Raw genomic sequence first — 18,706 nt, forward strand, 5'->3', positions numbered from 1 at the left:
TAATCACGCTGTGTTCGTTTAACGCTGATTGCGCTTGAAGGTTTCATAGATAAGTCTCCAAAGTGTCAACTTATCTCAGGACGGGACATCAATACAATGATAAAAAGCCACCTAAATGGTGGCTTTTTTATGTGAAAAATGACATCGACAATGACAAGCTAGTGGCTGAAATTATTTATTATAGTCTCAGCATTTCTTTGATAAATGGAATCGTTAATTTTCTTTGATGTACCATCGAGGCTTTATCTAACTTATCTAATACATCAAACAAGGTACGTAAATCACGTGCCATTCTAGTTAACAAAAAACGCCCGACTTCATCAGATAATTGCAATCCACGCATTGCAGCACGACGTTGGAGTGCGACTAACTTTTCTTCATCAGCCATGGGCTGTAATTGATAAATAAGTCCCCACTGCATTCGAGATATTAAATCTGGTAATGCAAAGCCAGCTTCTGTGGGTGATGAACTGCCGCTAACAATTAATCGACAGTCAGGCTGCTCAGCGACACGATTGTATAAATGAAATAACGCTTCTTCCCAGATAGGGTGACCCGCAATAGCATCTATGTCATCAATACAAATTAATTGTAGCGATTCCACACCTTCGAACAAAGCAGGAGAAATACTGGCATGAATACCTAAAGGAATATACAGGGTTCGTCTATCAAGCTCATTGGCATGGGCACAAGCAGCGTGCATCAAATGTGTACGACCTGACTTAACCGGTCCAAACAAATACATACTTGACGATAAACTGCCTTCTGCAGTCGCTTGCAGTTTTTGAATCAATTCATCATTCCCCACAGCGGGGTAATAACTTTGAAAAGTTTCATCGTCAGGTAAATATACAGGCAATGATAATTGTTTTGGTGAGTTTTGGGTCACTCAAAAATTCTCTAATAATAAAACAAGCAAAGTAAAGTAAAGTATAACACAGCCAAGTTAATAACTGCTGTTGAATAACTAAGCGTTAAAGGTTCCCTAAACACACTAAGATCAACTTTCCCACTTCAACGCTGAATAAATCAGCAATTGCTAACGCTTAATGCCACTGATATATCAATGTTTCTGTTAGTTCCGTCTTAAAATCTTCCTCTGATTCTGGGCTTGGTAACACAGCGTCAACGGGTTCAGACTGATTTAGTGTATCAAGTAGAGTCAATCTTTTATTGATATTCAGTAATTTCTGTAAATCATCAGCAGTACCAAATAGTGATAATTTATAAGTCACTGTATCAGCTTTAAACTGATGTAAACTGACAGATTTTATTGCACTTAATTGGTTTAAATAAGCTTCAATCTCGACTAACTGAGCCATATTTTGGACACCAACTAACGACAAATGTGTCGTTGCACTATTACCACTATCAGCAAAGGCATATTGGCTAACAAAGTACTCGGCAAGTGTTGATAATATTTGATTAGTAGCCGTTTCATAATCAAGCACTTCAGCCTGATGATGAATAAGCGGTTGCATTACAGCTGAGTCACTTTCTTTATCAAATAACGAAACTTGAAAGCGAACAAATCCACCGACTTGATCCATATCCGCAATAGCAAAATAGTCTGCGCGGTAACGCTTTGAGGCTTCAGAGACAACATCAGTAAACATACCTCGGACGTCAGAAACATTGATTTTCATCACATCATCTAAGTCCATTAAAGGCAAAATGACGGGAATGCCTTTATTGCTTGATTCCAGCTCAATTTGAGTACGAGTATCCATATCAGAAATGTCAGACAAGATATGACGCTCGCCATTGTCTTCAATTGACACCCACAATAGGGTTAAAGGACGTTGCTTGCCCCAAACAGGTAACTCAGCCTGACGAAGTGTTGAAATAATTCTTTTATGATCAAAGTTAGCTTTTAGGACTAACTCATCGTCAATTTCACTGTAACCATATTGAGTCAATAACACTTCAGGCTGGTTAATCTGAGCCTTTACTAAAGGATGTGAAACTGCAGAAGGTAAACCGGAATTTTTTACAAATACAGCGGAAAGTGCCGTTTTTAATGCTTGTTGACGTTCAGATTTAGCACGTGAAGAGACAACAATATCCGCTTCATCTAATAAGCCGACTTCAGCAGACATGCTACTTGTTGTTAATCCTACTGAAAGCAGGACAAATAACAAAATTTGTAATAAAAATTTTGGCATATAAAAATCATAAAAAAGTAATAATGATCAGAAGTGTAGCATATTATTTTTATGACTAGAATGAGATAACCAAGACAATATAAGCAGATTTATTATTGTAATTATTCGAATAACTCTGATTAAACTTGATTTGTATTACAGACATTTACCCCTTTATGGCCTATCTTACTGAATAATTAAAACGAGACAGGATACCCACCGGCTTATGAACCGTTTATTCATTCCTTTACAAGGTGCGCAAATGTTATTTGTGGCCTTTGGTGCATTAGTATTGATGCCATTACTGAGTGGTTTAGATACGAGTGTTGCCCTTTTCACTGCGGGTATCGGTACCCTAATCTTTCAGGTCATCACTAAAAGACAAGTTCCAATATTTCTCGCATCATCCTTTGCCTTTATCGCCCCGATTATGTACGGCGTACAAACCTGGGGAATACCTGCCACCATGGGCGGGCTGATGGTAGCAGGTTTTGTTTATGTCATTTTAGGTGCTTTAGTTAAAGTGAAAGGCAGCGGTTTTATTCATAAACTCTTACCGCCTGTCGTTGTCGGTCCGGTGATTATTATTATTGGTTTAGGCCTTGCACCTATGGCTGTGAATATGGCATTGGGTAAAACGGGCGATGGGAGTACAGTGCTGGTCGAGCCTAACATCGCACTGTTTATTGCATTAATGTCATTGGCAACCACAGTCGCTGTAGCAGTATTTGCCAAAGGGGTATTGAAATTAATGCCAATCCTAGCAGGTATTCTTGTTGGTTATGGTCTTAGTTTATTTTTCGGAATTGTAGACTTCTCCCCAGTTCATCAAGCTGCTTGGCTTGCCATGCCAAATTTTGTCGCACCAGAGTTTCACTGGCAAGCCATCCTCTTTATGATCCCAGTTGCTATTGCTCCAGCGGTTGAACATATCGGTGATTTGTTAGCAATATCTAACGTAACTGGCAAAGATTACATGAAGAAACCTGGGTTACATCGCACGCTTACTGGAGATGGTGTTGCAACAATGGCAGCGTCTGCTTTTGGTGGACCACCGAATACAACCTACTCAGAAGTGACTGGTGCAGTGACACTTACTAAAAACTTCGATCCTAGAATTATGACTTGGACAGCGATTACCGCTATCTGTTTAGCCTTTATAGGAAAATTAGGTGCGCTCATGCAAACCATTCCATTACCCGTGATGGGCGGCATCATGTGTTTGCTTTTCGGTTCTATTGCAGCTGTGGGACTCGGTACGTTAATTCGTAACCAAGTTGACTTAAACGAACCACGAAATTTGAGTATTGTGGGAGTGACATTAGTATTTGGTATTGGTGGTATGGCTTTCGGTATCGGAGAGTTTAGTTTAACTGGGATAAGTTTATGTGGCTTAGTTGCCATTGTAATGAACCTAATTTTACCTAAAACCCCCGAAACAACTAAAGCGTCATAAAAGAGAAAACAAACAGTAAAATAGACAATAAAAAACCTAAAGTGAAAACACTTTAGGTTTTTTGTATCAGGCCATTACGGCAACCGATATTAACCAAGCATAGAAACTATAATTTATGCAATAGTGCGGGCTATAGCATAATCTGAAGCTTACTCAGCGCCTTCTTCAGTATTCAGTACGGAACTTATCAGCAGTTTCTTTGATAATTGGCTGTAATTCGCCTTTTTGGTACATTTCAGTGATGATGTCACAACCACCAATTAATTCACCCTCAACCCACAATTGTGGAAATGTTGGCCAGTTAGCAAATTTTGGTAATTCAGCGCGGATATCTGGATGCTGTAAAATATCAACGAATGCAAACTGCTCTCCACAGTTAATCATAACTTGAGCGACTTGAGATGAAAAACCACAGCTTGGTAACTTTGGAGAACCTTTCATATATAAAATAATTGGGTTTTCACTGATTTGCTGTTTAATCTTGTCTACTGTTTCCATTGTAATTCCTAAGTGCAACTTAATAATCTTGACCCATTGTACTCGACCCTGAGCCATAACAAAATCCCACAGTTTGTAGGGTTATAATAAAAAACGCTTTTTTAGATGGTCACTATCGACATTATTCATCAAACAATGATTCACATCACAAAAATTTTAAGTACAATGTCGGCAGAGCAATGATGCCTAAGTGGTACTCATAAAATAACGATAACCTATGTCCATGGAGAGATAATAATGGCTTTCGAATTACCAGCATTACCATATGCTAAGAACGCACTTGCACCACACATTTCTGAAGAGACTATTGAATATCACTACGGTAAGCATCACAACACTTACGTTGTTAAGCTTAATGGTCTTGTTGAAGGTACTGAATTTGCTAACAAAACATTAGAAGAAGTTGTTAAAACTTCTACTGGTGGCATGTTCAACAACGCTGCTCAAATCTGGAACCACACTTTCTACTGGAACTGTTTAGCTCCAAATGCTGGCGGCACACCTACTGGTCCTATCGCTGATGCAATTAACGCAGCTTTCGGTTCTTTCGAAGAATTCAAAGCTAAGTTTACAGATTCTGCTGTAAACAACTTCGGTAGCGCTTGGACTTGGTTAGTAAAAAATGCTGACGGAACTGTTTCTATTGTTAACACTAGCAATGCTGCTACTCCGTTAACTGACGAGTCAGTAACATCACTACTAACAGTTGATGTTTGGGAACATGCTTACTACATCGATTACCGTAACGTTCGCCCTAACTACATGGCTGCGTTCTGGGAACTAGTTAACTGGGATTTCGTTAACGCAAACTTCGCGGGTTAATCTACCCACAAAGTAACAATTGAGATGAAGTAAAAGGAGCCTAATGGCTCCTTTTTTATTACTCAAAATGAGATATTTTTCTTTTACCCATCTAATACCAAACGCATTTATAGTTAAATAAAACTTTTGCAACAGTTGCAATTGCAACTGTTTATCATTGTTTTTATTGATAATTTTTATTTCTAATTTCTCGCCAAGTTCAAATCTCTAGCCTAGACTTAATTTAGCAAGTGGGTTTATTTACTCATTTAAGACAGTCAATTGTCACCGTAAAAACAAACCAAACATGCGCTATCACATACTTTCTTTCAGCTAAGTTTCAAGGGGTTTCTTATGGGCATATTCGAACATTACCAACAACGTTATGAACAAAAGCTAGATGAAGAATATTCATTACAACAGTTTCTTGAAATCTGTAAGGAAGACAGAAGTGCTTATGTTTCAGCCGCCGAAAGAATGCTAATGGCAATTGGTGAGTCTGAAACAATTGATACATCAAAAGATCCTGTTTTAAGTCGTATTTTTTCAAACCGACTTATTACTCACTATCCAAGTTTTAAAGATTTCTATGGGATGGAAGAATCAATTGAACAAATTGTTTCTTACTTAAAACATTCAGCTCAAGGATTAGAAGAGTCTAAACAAATACTTTATCTACTAGGGCCAGTTGGTGGCGGTAAGTCATCTTTAGCAGAAAAGCTTAAGTCACTCATGCAAAAAGTACCGATTTTTATTTTAACAGCCAATGGCGTGCGTAGTCCTGTTAACGATAGTCCACTGTGTTTATTTGACGCAGAAGAAGACGGAGAACTACTAAGCAAAGAATATAATATTCCTACTCGATACATTAAAACCATCATGTCACCTTGGGCAGTGAAACGGTTACATGAGTTTGGTGGCGATATTACTAAATTTAAAGTAGTTAAAGTATATCCTTCTATTCTTGATCAAACTGCAATCGCTAAAACTGAACCAGGAGATGAAAATAACCAAGATATATCGGCATTAGTCGGTAAAGTAGATATTCGTCAGCTTGAACACTTCTCACAAGATGATGCCGATGCCTATGCCTATTCAGGGGCTTTATGTCGAGCAAACCAAGGTGTGATGGAATTTGTTGAGATGTTTAAAGCACCGATAAAGGTACTGCATCCACTATTAACAGCCACTCAAGAAGGTAATTATAACGGAACAGAAGGATTATCGGCCCTTCCCTACAACGGCATGATATTGGCTCATTCGAACGAGTCAGAGTGGACAACATTTAGGAACAATAAAAATAATGAAGCATTTTTAGATAGGGTTTATATCGTTAAAGTGCCATATTGTTTACGTGTATCCGAAGAAATTGAAATTTATCAAAAATTGCTATCAAACTCCGAGCTATCTAAAGCGCCTTGTGCACCTGGTACACTAGAAACCTTAGCGCAATTTAGTATTTTATCCCGTCTAAAAGCACCAGAGAACTCGTCAATCTATTCAAAAATGCGCGTGTATAACGGCGAGACATTGAAAGATACCGATCCCAAAGCAAAATCCTTTCAAGAGTATCGTGATTATGCAGGCGTCGACGAAGGCATGAACGGGTTATCAACCCGCTTTGCGTTCAAGATACTATCTCGAGTATTCAACTTCGACGATACAGAAATTGCAGCTAACCCTGTGCATCTGTTTTATGTCCTCGAAAAACAAATCGAGCAAGAACAATTCCCTAACGAAATCAGTGAAAAGTATTTAGAGTTTTTAAAAGGGTATCTAATTCCTAAATATGTCGAATTTATCGGAAAAGAAATTCAAACTGCCTATTTAGAATCCTATTCCGAATATGGCCAAAATATTTTCGATAGGTACGTCACCTATGCTGATTTCTGGATTCAAGATCAAGAGTTCAGAGACCCAGAAACAGGCCAACTGTTCGATAGATCAGCTTTAAATGCCGAACTTGAGAAAATTGAAAAGCCTGCAGGAATAAGTAACCCTAAAGATTTTCGAAATGAAATCGTTAACTTTGTTCTTCGTGCACGTGCCAATAATGAAGGCAACAACCCACTTTGGACAAGTTACGAAAAACTGCGAGTGGTGATTGAGAAAAAAATGTTTTCTAACACCGAAGATTTACTCCCCGTTATTTCATTTAATGCGAAAACATCTGCTGACGATCAACGTAAGCATGATGATTTTATCAACCGAATGATGGAAAAAGGCTATACCCAAAAACAAGTAAGACTGCTATCAGAATGGTACTTAAGAGTCCGTAAGTCATCATAAATGTCGCTTAGTGAGCCTAGTCGTTGTGGGCGATTTTCATCTGAAAGTTGCCCTCATAAGGCCATCTTTTAACGAGCTACATTAGGAGCTGTGTATGGCAAATTTTATTGATAGACGCCTAAACGCTAAAGGTAAAAGCACTGTTAACCGTCAACGATTTATTGAACGATATAAAAAACAAATCAAAAAGTCTGTCAGTGAAGCAGTGACACGCCGTAGCGTGACCGACATTGATAAAGGCGAGAAGATCAGTATTCCAACACGAGATATCAGTGAGCCCATTTTTCATCAAGGACAAGGTGGTATAAGAGAAAGAGTCCACCCAGGCAACGACCAATTTAATCAAGGCGATCAAATCGAGCGCCCTAAAGGTGGTGGTGCAGGTGAAGGAAGTGGCGAAGGTGATGCATCAAATTCTGGTGAAGGTAAAGATGAGTTTTTATTTGAGATATCAAATGATGAATACCTAGAATTGCTATTTGAAGATTTGGCTCTGCCTGATTTACAGCAAACCAACGCCAAACAAATGGTGGAATTTGAAACCTACCGCGCCGGTTTTACCAATGTCGGTGTACCAGCCAATATAAACATCGTTCGTTCTTTACGCTCTTCACATGCAAGACGCATTGCAATGACCGCAGGAAAAAAGAAAAAACTCGCACAATTAAAAGCTGAGTTATCCAATCTTGAAAACACTCCCGGTACCCAAGCTGAAGTGATAATCGATTTAAAACAACGAATTGACTACTTACAGAAAAAAATTGATAGCGTTCCTTTTATCGATAGTTTTGATTTACGTTTTAATAATTTTGCTAAGCGTGAAAAACCTTCAAGCCAAGCGGTAATGTTCTGCCTAATGGATGTCTCAGGTTCTATGGATCAAGCAACTAAAGACATGGCAAAGCGATTTTATATCTTGTTATATCTTTTTCTAACGCAAACATACAAAAACTTAGAAGTCGTTTATATACGCCATCATACTCAAGCTAAAGAAGTCGATGAGCATGAGTTTTTTTATTCACAAGAAACAGGCGGCACAATTGTATCAAGTGCATTGAATTTAATGCACGAAATCCAACAAGAACGTTACCCTGCCGATGAATGGAATATCTATGCAGCACAGGCATCAGACGGCGACAATTGGGCTGATGACTCCCCTGTCTGTAAACAAGTTTTAGCAGAAAAGATATTACCAGTATCTCGTTATTTCAGTTACATAGAAATTACCCGACGCGCCCACCAAACCCTTTGGCGCGAATACGAAAACCTACAACAAGATTATGCAAATATTGCAGTGCAACATATCCGTGAGGTGGATGATATCTACCCTGTTTTCCGTGAGTTATTTAAAAAGCAGCCTAGCTAAGGAGAACATGATGACGAATCATAAAGCCAAAGCAAAACAGCCATTAAGTGATGGGCCAGATTGGAGCTTTGATTTACTTGAAGCTTACATGACTGAAATTGAAAAAGTGGCTGCTTTTTATAAACTTGATAGCTACCCAAATCAAATTGAAGTGATCACTGCTGAGCAAATGATGGATGCATATGCAGGTATTGGTATGCCAATTGGTTACACTCATTGGTCTTTTGGTAAACGTTTTATAGAAACTGAACAAGGTTACCGTCGTGGCCAAATGGGATTGGCCTATGAAATTGTAATTAACTCAGATCCTTGTATTGCTTATTTAATGGAAGAAAACACCATCACAATGCAAGCTTTAGTGATGGCTCATGCAAGCTTTGGACATAACAGTTTTTTTAAAAATAACTATTTGTTCAAAACTTGGACTGATGCAAGTTCAATTATCGACTATTTAGTTTTTGCTAAAAACTACATTCATGAGTGCGAGCTTAAATATGGAGTGGAACAAGTCGAGTTAACTGTAGATTCTTGCCATGCACTAATGAATTATGGTGTGGACCGATATAAGCGCCCCGCTGAGGTGTCGTTTAAAGAAGAGCAAATGCGTCAAAAAGATCGTGAGAGCTACTTACAAAGTCAGGTGAATGACTTATGGCGAACGGTACCTAAAAACCTCGATGAAAACCAACAAGAAAACAGTGCGTCCTTTCCTGATGAACCACAGGAAAATATTCTCTATTTTATTGAAAAAAATGCGCCACTGCTTGAGCCTTGGCAGCGAGAAATTGTAAGAATAGTTAGAAAAATGGCGCAATATTTTTACCCACAAAAACAAACCCAAGTCATGAATGAAGGCTGGGCAACGTTCTGGCATTACACCATCCTAAATCACATGTTTGATGAAGGTACTGTTACCGATAGGTTCATGCTTGAGTTCTTACAAAGCCACACAGGGGTTGTCGCACAACCTGCGTATAACAGTCCGTATTATAGTGGGATAAACCCTTATGCTTTAGGCTTTAACATGTTTGTAGATATCCGACGAATATGTGAATCCCCTACTGAAGAAGATATAAAGTGGTTTCCTGATATCGCTGGCAGTGACTGGCTTACAACCGTTACCTTTGCGATGGAAAACTTTAAAGATGAAAGTTTTATCAGCCAATACCTTTCGCCTAAAGTGATCCGTGATTTTAAATTATTCAGTATTCTTGATGATGACAGCTGTAATCGATTATCAGTATCAGCTATTCACGATGATCGAGGTTACCACCTCATTCGTGAAAAACTATCGCAGCAGTACAATCTATCTAACCTTGAACCAAACATTCAAGTTCAACGAGTAGATATAAATGGTGATCGGTCATTAACATTACGGTATGTGCCAAACAATCGAATACCGCTAGCAGGGAGTCATGAAGAAGTGTTAAAACATTTACATCGTTTATGGGGCTTCGATGTCAGCATTGAACAAGTTGATGCAAGTGGCAAAACAACAGTCTTAGCTCAATGTCCCACAAAGGAAGAACAGCAAAAAATGACTACAATATAGATAGCAATGGTTGATGGTTCACCTTTTTCATCACCAACAAAAAACCAACCTCTCGGTTGGTTTTTTTAATTGCTATTTTTATTTATCGTTTTTTGCAATTTCTGCAGGCATGTCATCACGTAGCTTTTGCCACATTATGCCACTGTTAATGCCGTTGGACTTCATCAGCGCAGGTACTTCAGTATATTTACCTTCCTGAGCTAATTTTTCTAGCGCTTTATAAAAATCCAGCGCAATAGTGCGTGCTTCTTGGCTTGAAAAGTAATAACGACCAACACGACTGTATAAGCCTTTAAAGCCGTTAAGAATTAATACATAAAGTGGGTTTCCGGATGAAAAAGCCAAAGCATGATGTAATTCATAGTCATAATCAGCATACGCTTCAGCTGTTTCTTCTAACTCATGAATTTTGGCTAATACTTCCTGCGCTTTTTCAGGGTTATTTCGAACAGCACCACGAAAATAAATCGCACTGACGTTCGCTCTTGCTGATAACAATTGATCGACCAATAACGGAAAACCATCCGGATTAAGATCGGCAATAGTCTCAAGAATATTAAGCCCTGATGTTTCCCAAAAGTTATTTACTTGGGTTGGTTTACCATGCTGAATCTTAAGCCAGCCATCACGTGCTAAACGTTGAAGTACTTCACGTAACGTGGTTCTAGTGACACCAATTAACTCTGATAGTTCTCGCTCAGCAGGTAAAATTGAACCTGGTGGGAATTTATTTTCCCAAATAGAACGGACGATATACTTCTCTGCAAAACTTGCAGGACCTTTTGCATTGATAATTGTCAACTTGAACATCCTGTGATTACTCAATGAACTGATCATACCAGAGGTATTCCAAATAGGCACTATTGATAAAGGTCAAACACACTGTTCTACAACGTTATTGGTGAATAAACAGACGATACAGGTAAAGAATGTGAGATAGGAGTTATATTCGTTATTTTTTTTCGTCCCAAAAATTAATTCGCATTACAATAGAAACCGTTTGCGCTAAACTAGCGCGAAAATTAATGGATGTAAGTTAGTGGTACAACTAACGAATTTTGAAACATCAAATAAAAGCAATATAAAACAACAACGTAAATAGAGTTAAGCTTTGTCATTTTGCAATCATTAGACAAAATAGTTTAGGGGCAAAATCACCAACCATAACAGCAGTTTTTGTTTTGGCTTAAATTGGTCTACAAAATTCCTTCCTCAAAAATTCACTATCGTAAATTCATAACTGGAGAGGCTATTATGCCGTCAACCACTGGTGCTGCGTTTTTTAGTAACTTTTTGGGTAACTCCCCAAAATGGTACAAATACGCAATATTATCGTTTCTTGTAATAAATCCCCTTTTATTCTTTTTAGTCAGTCCGTTCGTTGCCGGGTGGGTATTAGTAATAGAATTTATTTTTACCTTAGCTATGGCATTGAAGTGCTACCCACTTCAGCCTGGTGGTTTACTAGCGATACAGGCAGTCATGATTGGCATGACTTCCCCAACACAGGTACTGCATGAGATAGAAGCAAACTTAGAAGTTTTATTGCTACTCATATTTATGGTTGCTGGTATTTACTTCATGAAGCAGTTGCTTCTTTTTGTATTCACCAAAATGATCACTAAAGTACGCTCTAAAATTATTGTTTCATTGATGTTTTGCGTATCTTCCGCTTTCCTTTCAGCATTTTTAGACGCTTTAACTGTTATTGCCGTCATCATTGCGGTCGCAGTCGGGTTCTACTCTATTTATCATAAAGTTGCATCTGGCAAAGACTTTAGCTGTGACAAAGAGCATGACCATACTTCAGAAGAGCGTGAACAACTTAACGATGAAGAACTTGAAGCTTTCCGTGGTTTTCTACGTAACTTGCTGATGCATTCAGGTGTTGGTACAGCACTTGGTGGTGTATGTACTATGGTTGGTGAACCACAAAACTTGATCATTGCAGCGCAAGCGCACTGGCAGTTTAGTGAGTTTTTCCTTCGCATGTCACCAGTCACTATGCCTGTGTTTATTGCTGGTATTACAACCTGTTTCTTGGTCGAGAAATTTAAATTATTCAGCTATGGTGCACAATTACCAGATGCTGTTCATAAAATTCTAAGTGACTATTCAGATTACGAAGATCAAAATCGTACTAAAGCGGATAAAGTGAAGTTACTTGTTCAAGCATTGGTAGGGGTTTGGCTAGTTATTGGTCTTGCATTCCATTTAGCTTCTGTCGGACTGATTGGTTTATCTGTGATTATTTTAACCACAGCATTTAATGGCGTTACAGATGAACATGCATTGGGTAAAGCATTTGAAGAAGCCTTACCCTTTACAGCACTATTAGCCGTGTTTTTTGCTGTTGTCGGCGTAATCATTGACCAACACTTATTCGCGCCAGTGATTCAATGGGCATTAAGCTTTGAAGGAAACGCGCAACTGGTTATCTTCTATATTGCCAATGGATTACTGTCCATGGTGAGTGATAACGTCTTTGTCGGAACAGTTTATATTAACGAAGTTAAAGCCGCTCTTATCAATGGTCAAATCACCCGCGATCAATTTGACTTACTTGCCGTTGCAATTAACACAGGTACTAATCTACCTTCAGTGGCAACACCAAACGGCCAAGCCGCATTCTTGTTCTTATTAACGTCTGCATTAGCACCATTAGTTAGATTGTCATACGGCCGTATGGTTTGGATGGCTTTGCCTTATACGATTGTGTTATCTATCGTCGGTATTATTGCAATTGAATCAGGTTTCTTAACCGATATGACGCAATACTATTATGATAATCAAATCATTATTCACCATTCAGCCAAAGATATTGGTGGAATTTCGGTTGGACATTAATGCCAATTTGAATTAAGTTTGACCTGAAAACACCCTCAATCGAGGGTGTTTTTTTATCGTCATAAATCGACAGGAGATTGATTTGACTGGTTTACAGGAATTTACTCGTTCGCGTACTGCATGGATAATGCTACTTTTATCCGCAATAGGCCTAGAAGCAGCTGCATTATTCTTTCAGTACGTAATGGAATTAGATCCTTGTGTCATGTGTATCTATGTACGTGTGGCTGTATTAGGATTAATCATTGCAGGAATTATAGGCGCCTTAGCACCTAAATTCTGGTTAACTCGCTTTCTTGGTCTCATTGGTTGGGGAGTCAGCGGCGTTTGGGGCTTATTGTTATCGCTTGAGTTAAATGAATTACAAGTTAATCCATCACCATTTTCTACTTGTTCGTTTTTCCCAGAGTTTCCAACTTGGATGCCATTAGATCAGTGGCTGCCTTCGGTCTTTTCTCCAACGGGTATGTGTAGCGATGATCCTTGGACATTTTTGTCAGTGAGTATGGCGCAGTGGATGGTTGTCACTTTTGTTATCTATTTACTCGTTTTGGCGGTCATGCTACTTCCAGCAATAAAACCGTTAAAGCGCAGCTAACACCACGAAGTTGATTCGTTTATAAAAGAAAAAAGCACTCAATCAGAGTGCTTTTTTGTGGTCAATCAAATCTAACTTCACTTGTTCTACCCCGTAGGGTTAATCTAGGTCTTTCAAGGGCCATAGAACAATATGGTCAAAAACATCTTTAACTCGTTTCTCGTTAATGGTTTTCCCTTTAACTGAGATACCCGCTGCGTGCATTGCCTCTTTTGAACCGGTTAATAATGGATGCCAAGAAGGAAGCTCCCTGCCATCGTGCAGACGCTTATAAGCACAAGAGTCAGGCAACCAAGTTAACTCTGCAATATTATCGACGGTAATCGCTGTACAAGCTGGCACATATTTAAATCGTTCAGGATAATGACGACAGGCGCACGTATCATCATCGAGTAGATGACAAGCAGCATCTGTGTAATACAGATCCTCGGTTTCATCATCAATTAACTTATTCAGACAACACTTACCACAACCATCGCACAATGATTCCCATTGCACGGTGGTAAGTTGGTTAAGCTTTTTTTCAACCCAAAAAGACATAGTTCAATACGGTAATAACTTACAATTCCAATATTGTATCATTATTTAATAGGAGGATTTTTGATTCGTTCGGATAGATAGGTCACAGTCAGTAAGAAATGTTCTTTCTTTGACCAAGCTTGCAGCAGTCGGAAATTATTATAAACCAGATACTCTCGGCCCTTCTCGCCATCAGGCATTAAGAAAGACACTTGCATGTCATCACGTTTAGGTAAATCATTGCCGTTGTATCGACGAACGCCCAGCTCTTGCCACTCATTAAATGTTTGAGTGTGGTCAGCACCAATCAGATACTGCGGAACTGGATTAACTGAACTAACTTGTCTTCCCCAAGTTTCATCGTTTTTCCATCCGGTATCTTTAAGCATTGCAGCTGCAGTAGCAAAAGCGTCAAATTGGTTGTTCCAAATGTCTTTGTTTCCATCTCCATTGCCATCCTGGGCATAGGCTAGATATTGAGATGGCATTAACTGCATATGACCCATAGCACCTGTTGAGGAACCAATTAATTGCTCATAGGTAACTTGTTGGCTATCGATAATTTGCAGTGCTGCGATAAACTCATCGATGTAAAACTGTTCTTTTACACCTGAATAAGCGTTAGAAGCAGTGACAGATAAAATAGGAAAATTCCCCTTCTGTTCACCAAATTCTGAAGTCATTCCCCATAAGGCGACGAGAAAACGAGGCTGAACACCGTAACGGTCACCCAGCGTAATTAACGCATCTTCTTGTTCTTTAAACATTGCCCTAGCAGTGCTGACTGTTATTTCAGGTGCATTTTGTGGAATATAACTCTCTAGATTAATGCTCTTATCAGCGCCGTTAACAGTGGCACGTTTAAACACTTTTATTTTCGAAAAGTGTTTATTAATAGTATTTTGTGAAACACCAGCCTGTATTGCTTTGTCTTTTAATGAAGCTAAATAATCATCGAAAGTAACGGTTTGCTGTGCATGAGCAATGTTAAAAGTAATCAGAGAGATGACTACTGATGAAATGATCTTCCCAATCATAAAATGTCCTAAGTTAACTCATTACTGCTGTTTTTGTTCTTATTAACTAAACGTTAACACATTTGTGTTAACGTCGAAATACTAAAATTGATAACTGTATTAAAAACAAGCTATTGTAAATTTTATATCATTTAAAAAAACGCTTTTCAGACCAATAAACTATCACTGTAATAACAGGCGACGCTAGTCTTTTATCCCTAAACTTTTTCTGTGTTCATCTAACAAATTCGTGACAGGAGGCGGGATTTGTAAATAAAAGCCTTTATCAGCTAATTCTGATTTGACCTTCTCAATATCAGCCATCGCTAACTCAGTACGTTTGGATAAAGGCACCATCATAACCAATTTTGGAGTGCCAAACATTTGCATTAATGCTTCAGGTACAGCGTCAAAAACATCACGTTTTTCAACGAATAAGTAAGTATCAATTTTTCGGCTGCTTTTATATACTGCGCATATCATTTTGAAGTTAAATTCCTATGTTTCTTGCTTGATAGTCAACAACGCACACTATAACATGGACAGTCATAATTTAATTGCAAATCAGTTCACACACTGAAATTTTTGGAGATTAACGCCTGGATGGCCACACAAAGTCTTGAGCTCAAAGCGACCTCTTTTACTCTTTCAGTTCTTCATATCAATACACACGATATAAGTGCGATAGCTGCTGATTTAGACAGAAAGCTATCTCAAGCACCGCAATTCTTTATCGGCGCACCATTAATTTTAAATTTAAGTGCGATAGAACAACACTACGTTAATCTTGCTGCATTAAAACAACTTCTTACTGATAACCAATTAATCATCGTTGGTGTAACATCTGCAAACGATGATATTAGTAAACAAGCAAAATCGTTAGGCCTTGCGGTCGTTAAATCGGGCAAACAAGCCAAGAATATGCCAGCCCCAACCAAAGAAACCAAAATCATTAAACAAAATGTACGTTCAGGGCAGCAAATTTATGCAAAAAATGCTGACTTAATCATTTTTGGTGCGGTTGGTAATGGCGCAGAAGTGATTGCGGATGGTAGCATTCATATATATGGCGCTTTACGAGGTAAAGCAATGGCGGGAGCTTCAGGTGATCGCAATAGCATCATCATAGCCAATAGCCTTGACGCCGAATTAGTATCAATTGCTGGACAATATTGGCTAGCAGAACATTTGCAGCAGCATTGTAGCGATCAACGCGGTTGTGTTCGTCTTAATGACGAAACACTCATGGTTGAATCATTGCCTCAATAGTTGGCAACATAAAAGGATATAATAACAAATGGCACAAATAATTGTTGTCACATCAGGTAAAGGTGGCGTAGGTAAAACAACTTCGAGTGCAGCTATTGCGACAGGTTTAGCACTTAAAGGAAAAAAGACTGTTGTTATCGATTTCGATATCGGTTTACGTAATCTTGATTTAATTATGGGTTGTGAGCGCAGAGTTGTTTATGACTTCGTCAACGTTATCAACGGTGAAGCTAATCTCAATCAAGCACTAATTAAAGATAAACGTTGTGATAAGCTATTTATTTTACCAGCGTCACAAACCCGTGATAAAGATGCACTGACTAAAGAAGGTGTAGGCGGAGTGCTTGATGAACTCAGCAAAGACTTTGACTATATTGTTTGTGACTCACCAGCGGGTATTGAACAAGGTGCAATGATGGCCTTGTATTTTGCAGACATCGCTATTGTAACGACTAACCCAGAAGTGAGTTCTGTACGAGATTCAGACCGTATTCTTGGTATGTTACAAAGTCGCTCTCGTCGTGCAGAACAAAATCTTGAACCAATTCAAGAGTTTTTATTATTAACTCGCTATTCACCTGCTAGAGTTAAAACAGGTGAAATGTTAAGTGTCGAAGACGTATCAGAAATTTTAGCCATTAAGTTAGTCGGTGTAATTCCTGAATCACAAGCAGTATTAAAAGCATCAAACTCTGGTATTCCAGTCATTAACGATGAAGAAAGTGATGCAGGTTTAGCGTACGCTGACACTGTGGCGCGTTTACTTGGTGATGAAGTACCATTTCGTTTTCTGACAGAAGAGAAAAAGGGATTCTTAAAAAGGATATTTGGTAGCTAACTATGTCTATACTTGATTATTTTAGAAGCAATAAAAAAACCAACACAGCGGTGACAGCCAAAGAGCGCCTGCAAATTATCGTTGCACATCAACGTGGTGAACGTGATGCGCCTGATTACTTCCCAAAAATGAAACAAGAGATCATTGAGGTTATCCGCAAGTACGTTCATATCTCTGAGGATCAGGTATCAGTTCAGCTTGACCAAAATGATGACAAGCTGTCGGTACTTGAGTTAAACGTCACTTTACCTGATGGCAAATAACGTTTTTCAGGTCATAGCTTACTAAGCTGAATCTCACAATAAAAAAGCCAAGATAAACACGTATCTTGGCTTTTTTAATATCGTTAACTCAATAGCCTTGCTGACTATATAAAAGTTCCTTTCGTGTTAACCAAACTTTATTTCTTCTAGGCTATCTTTAATGATGCTCGCTCGCCAGCCGGTTAATAATAATGGCGTGTCTGTTTGTTTTTTATGATAAAGCCACAGTAAAAATTCATGAATAAGACGTTTAGAGCCAATAAATTCAATCGCGACATCATGTTGCTCAGCCAGTTGCGTGAGAATGACTTTAACTTCTTTAAATGAGGCTTTATAACCATTTTTAAGGGCTATCACGTCCACAGCTTCTGGTAAGTTTTCTAAATCTGCTGTTTGAAGCAGTTTGATGATCTCTTTACCATGGAAACGCTTTTCATGATCGGTTAAGTCATTTAATTGATTTAATTCGACTACCGTTTTCGGCTGTTTTTTTGCTAAAGCAATCAAGGCATGATCTTTAATGATAAAGCCAAGTGCAGAATCTTTCTTTAATGCTTTTTGTAAACGCCAAGTGGCCAATACTTTCAAGTAAGCCAATTGTTTTGGGAATAACTGAAACGCATTTTTCACCTTTAAATAAGCAAACTCTTCATCAGGCGGCGTTAAACGCCCTTCTGTCATTCGCTCACCCTCTTCCAGCAACCAATCCATGCGGCTGGCTTGATTAACCTTTTCAAGTAATTGTGGGTAAAGGTTATATAAATAGTAAACGTCATTCGCGGCGTATTGTAATTGTGCATCGGTTAACGGACGCTTCATCCAATCAGTTCGTGACTCGCCTTTATCAATCTCAATGTCTAAAAACATATTAACCAATTTTGCGTAACCGACCCCATGTCCCAAGCCACATAAGCTAGCGGCAATTTGGCTATCAAATAAAGGACTTGGCTGGCATTGTCCGTAACGTGCGAACACTTCTAAATCTTCACTACAAGAATGCACAAGTTTAGTAATTGAAGTATTTGTTAATAACTCCCAAAAACACGATAAATCAGGCAGAGCAACGGGATCGATTAGCGCCAATGTTTTGCCATCATAGGCTTGAATAAGACCCAACTTCGCGTAGTAGGTTCTTGTTCTTACGAATTCAGTGTCTAAGACCAGTAATTCACTTTGTTGATATTGTGCCACTAACGCTTCTAAACTTGCTTGGTCACTAATGTATTCGAACGATAACAAAATTCACTCCA

The 18,706-nt window shown here is 38.7% G+C and carries 18 protein-coding genes; 10 read left to right on the forward strand and 8 right to left on the reverse strand.

Annotation, left to right across the window (positions count from 1 at the left end; genetic code table 11):
- Nucleotides 1–178 precede the first annotated feature (178 nt).
- Complete coding sequence (hda, locus tag AN944_RS03385; RefSeq protein ID WP_055023189.1) at nt 179–889, reverse strand: DnaA inactivator Hda; 711 nt, start codon at nt 887–889, stop codon at nt 179–181.
- Nucleotides 890–1,046: 157 nt separating this feature from the next.
- Nucleotides 1,047–2,165 carry a DUF2066 domain-containing protein gene (locus AN944_RS03390; protein WP_055023190.1) on the reverse strand — a complete coding sequence of 373 codons (1,119 nt, stop codon included), beginning with the start codon at nt 2,163–2,165 and terminating at the stop codon, nt 1,047–1,049.
- 205 nt (nt 2,166–2,370) lie between these two features.
- Here AN944_RS03390 and AN944_RS03395 point away from each other — a divergent pair, with 205 nt between their 5' ends.
- Nucleotides 2,371–3,600: a uracil-xanthine permease family protein gene (locus tag AN944_RS03395; RefSeq protein ID WP_055023191.1), complete on the forward strand. Its 1,230-nt coding sequence runs from the start codon at nt 2,371–2,373 to the stop codon at nt 3,598–3,600.
- A gap of 165 nt (nt 3,601–3,765) precedes the next feature.
- On the opposite strand, the gene AN944_RS03400 is transcribed toward AN944_RS03395, so the two are convergent.
- Nucleotides 3,766–4,098 (reverse strand): Grx4 family monothiol glutaredoxin, encoded by a 333-nt coding sequence (locus AN944_RS03400; protein WP_055023192.1) that lies wholly within the window; start codon nt 4,096–4,098, stop codon nt 3,766–3,768.
- Between the two features lie 237 nt (nt 4,099–4,335).
- Here AN944_RS03400 and sodB point away from each other — a divergent pair, with 237 nt between their 5' ends.
- The 4 genes from sodB (at nt 4,336) to AN944_RS03420 (ending at nt 10,106) form a co-directional block, all read left to right on the forward strand.
- The gene (gene sodB / locus AN944_RS03405; RefSeq protein WP_055023193.1) at nt 4,336–4,920 is read left to right on the forward strand and encodes a superoxide dismutase [Fe]; all 585 of its coding nucleotides are present in this window, start codon (nt 4,336–4,338) and stop codon (nt 4,918–4,920) included.
- 333 nt (nt 4,921–5,253) lie between these two features.
- Nucleotides 5,254–7,188 carry a PrkA family serine protein kinase gene (locus tag AN944_RS03410; protein WP_055023194.1) on the forward strand — a complete coding sequence of 645 codons (1,935 nt, stop codon included), beginning with the start codon at nt 5,254–5,256 and terminating at the stop codon, nt 7,186–7,188.
- Nucleotides 7,189–7,282: 94 nt separating this feature from the next.
- A complete protein-coding gene (locus AN944_RS03415) occupies nt 7,283–8,554 on the forward strand; it encodes a YeaH/YhbH family protein (protein ID WP_055023195.1) in 1,272 nt (423 codons plus the stop codon).
- 10 nt (nt 8,555–8,564) lie between these two features.
- Entirely contained in the window at nt 8,565–10,106 is a 1,542-nt protein-coding gene (locus AN944_RS03420) for a SpoVR family protein (protein WP_055023196.1), read from the forward strand.
- A 78-nt stretch (nt 10,107–10,184) separates the two neighbouring features.
- Here AN944_RS03420 and fadR read toward each other — a convergent pair whose 3' ends face one another.
- Complete coding sequence (fadR, locus tag AN944_RS03425) at nt 10,185–10,901, reverse strand: fatty acid metabolism transcriptional regulator FadR (RefSeq protein WP_372036970.1); 717 nt, start codon at nt 10,899–10,901, stop codon at nt 10,185–10,187.
- 459 nt (nt 10,902–11,360) lie between these two features.
- Between fadR and nhaB the strand changes: the two genes are divergently transcribed.
- Nucleotides 11,361–12,953, forward strand: coding sequence for a sodium/proton antiporter NhaB (nhaB, locus tag AN944_RS03430; protein ID WP_055023197.1), 1,593 nt, complete (start codon nt 11,361–11,363; stop codon nt 12,951–12,953).
- An 82-nt stretch (nt 12,954–13,035) separates the two neighbouring features.
- Nucleotides 13,036–13,551: a disulfide bond formation protein DsbB gene (gene dsbB, locus AN944_RS03435; protein ID WP_082419874.1), complete on the forward strand. Its 516-nt coding sequence runs from the start codon at nt 13,036–13,038 to the stop codon at nt 13,549–13,551.
- A 99-nt stretch (nt 13,552–13,650) separates the two neighbouring features.
- Here dsbB and AN944_RS03440 read toward each other — a convergent pair whose 3' ends face one another.
- From AN944_RS03440 to AN944_RS03450, 3 genes are all read right to left on the reverse strand, one after another.
- Entirely contained in the window at nt 13,651–14,091 is a 441-nt protein-coding gene (locus tag AN944_RS03440; RefSeq protein WP_055023198.1) for a YcgN family cysteine cluster protein, read from the reverse strand.
- A 41-nt stretch (nt 14,092–14,132) separates the two neighbouring features.
- Complete coding sequence (locus AN944_RS03445; RefSeq protein WP_055023199.1) at nt 14,133–15,107, reverse strand: lytic transglycosylase domain-containing protein; 975 nt, start codon at nt 15,105–15,107, stop codon at nt 14,133–14,135.
- 183 nt (nt 15,108–15,290) lie between these two features.
- Nucleotides 15,291–15,569, reverse strand: coding sequence for a YcgL domain-containing protein (locus AN944_RS03450; RefSeq protein WP_055023200.1), 279 nt, complete (start codon nt 15,567–15,569; stop codon nt 15,291–15,293).
- Between the two features lie 120 nt (nt 15,570–15,689).
- On the opposite strand from AN944_RS03450, the gene minC reads away from it, so the two are divergent.
- Genes minC through minE form a run of 3 tightly spaced genes read left to right on the forward strand, consistent with a single transcriptional unit; the run spans nt 15,690 to nt 17,456 of the window.
- The gene (gene minC / locus AN944_RS03455; RefSeq protein ID WP_055023201.1) at nt 15,690–16,355 is read left to right on the forward strand and encodes a septum site-determining protein MinC; all 666 of its coding nucleotides are present in this window, start codon (nt 15,690–15,692) and stop codon (nt 16,353–16,355) included.
- A gap of 28 nt (nt 16,356–16,383) precedes the next feature.
- The gene (minD, locus tag AN944_RS03460; RefSeq protein WP_055023202.1) at nt 16,384–17,193 is read left to right on the forward strand and encodes a septum site-determining protein MinD; all 810 of its coding nucleotides are present in this window, start codon (nt 16,384–16,386) and stop codon (nt 17,191–17,193) included.
- Nucleotides 17,194–17,195: 2 nt separating this feature from the next.
- Nucleotides 17,196–17,456: a cell division topological specificity factor MinE gene (gene minE, locus AN944_RS03465; RefSeq protein ID WP_055023203.1), complete on the forward strand. Its 261-nt coding sequence runs from the start codon at nt 17,196–17,198 to the stop codon at nt 17,454–17,456.
- 126 nt (nt 17,457–17,582) lie between these two features.
- On the opposite strand, the gene rnd is transcribed toward minE, so the two are convergent.
- Nucleotides 17,583–18,695, reverse strand: a complete 1,113-nt coding sequence (gene rnd / locus AN944_RS03470; RefSeq protein WP_055023204.1) for a ribonuclease D — start codon at nt 18,693–18,695, stop codon at nt 17,583–17,585.
- Nucleotides 18,696–18,706: the final 11 nt, after the last annotated feature.

The sequence above is a fragment of the Shewanella sp. P1-14-1 genome, from assembly GCF_001401775.1.
In the GTDB taxonomy this organism is placed as follows: Bacteria; Pseudomonadota; Gammaproteobacteria; order Enterobacterales; family Shewanellaceae; genus Shewanella; species Shewanella japonica.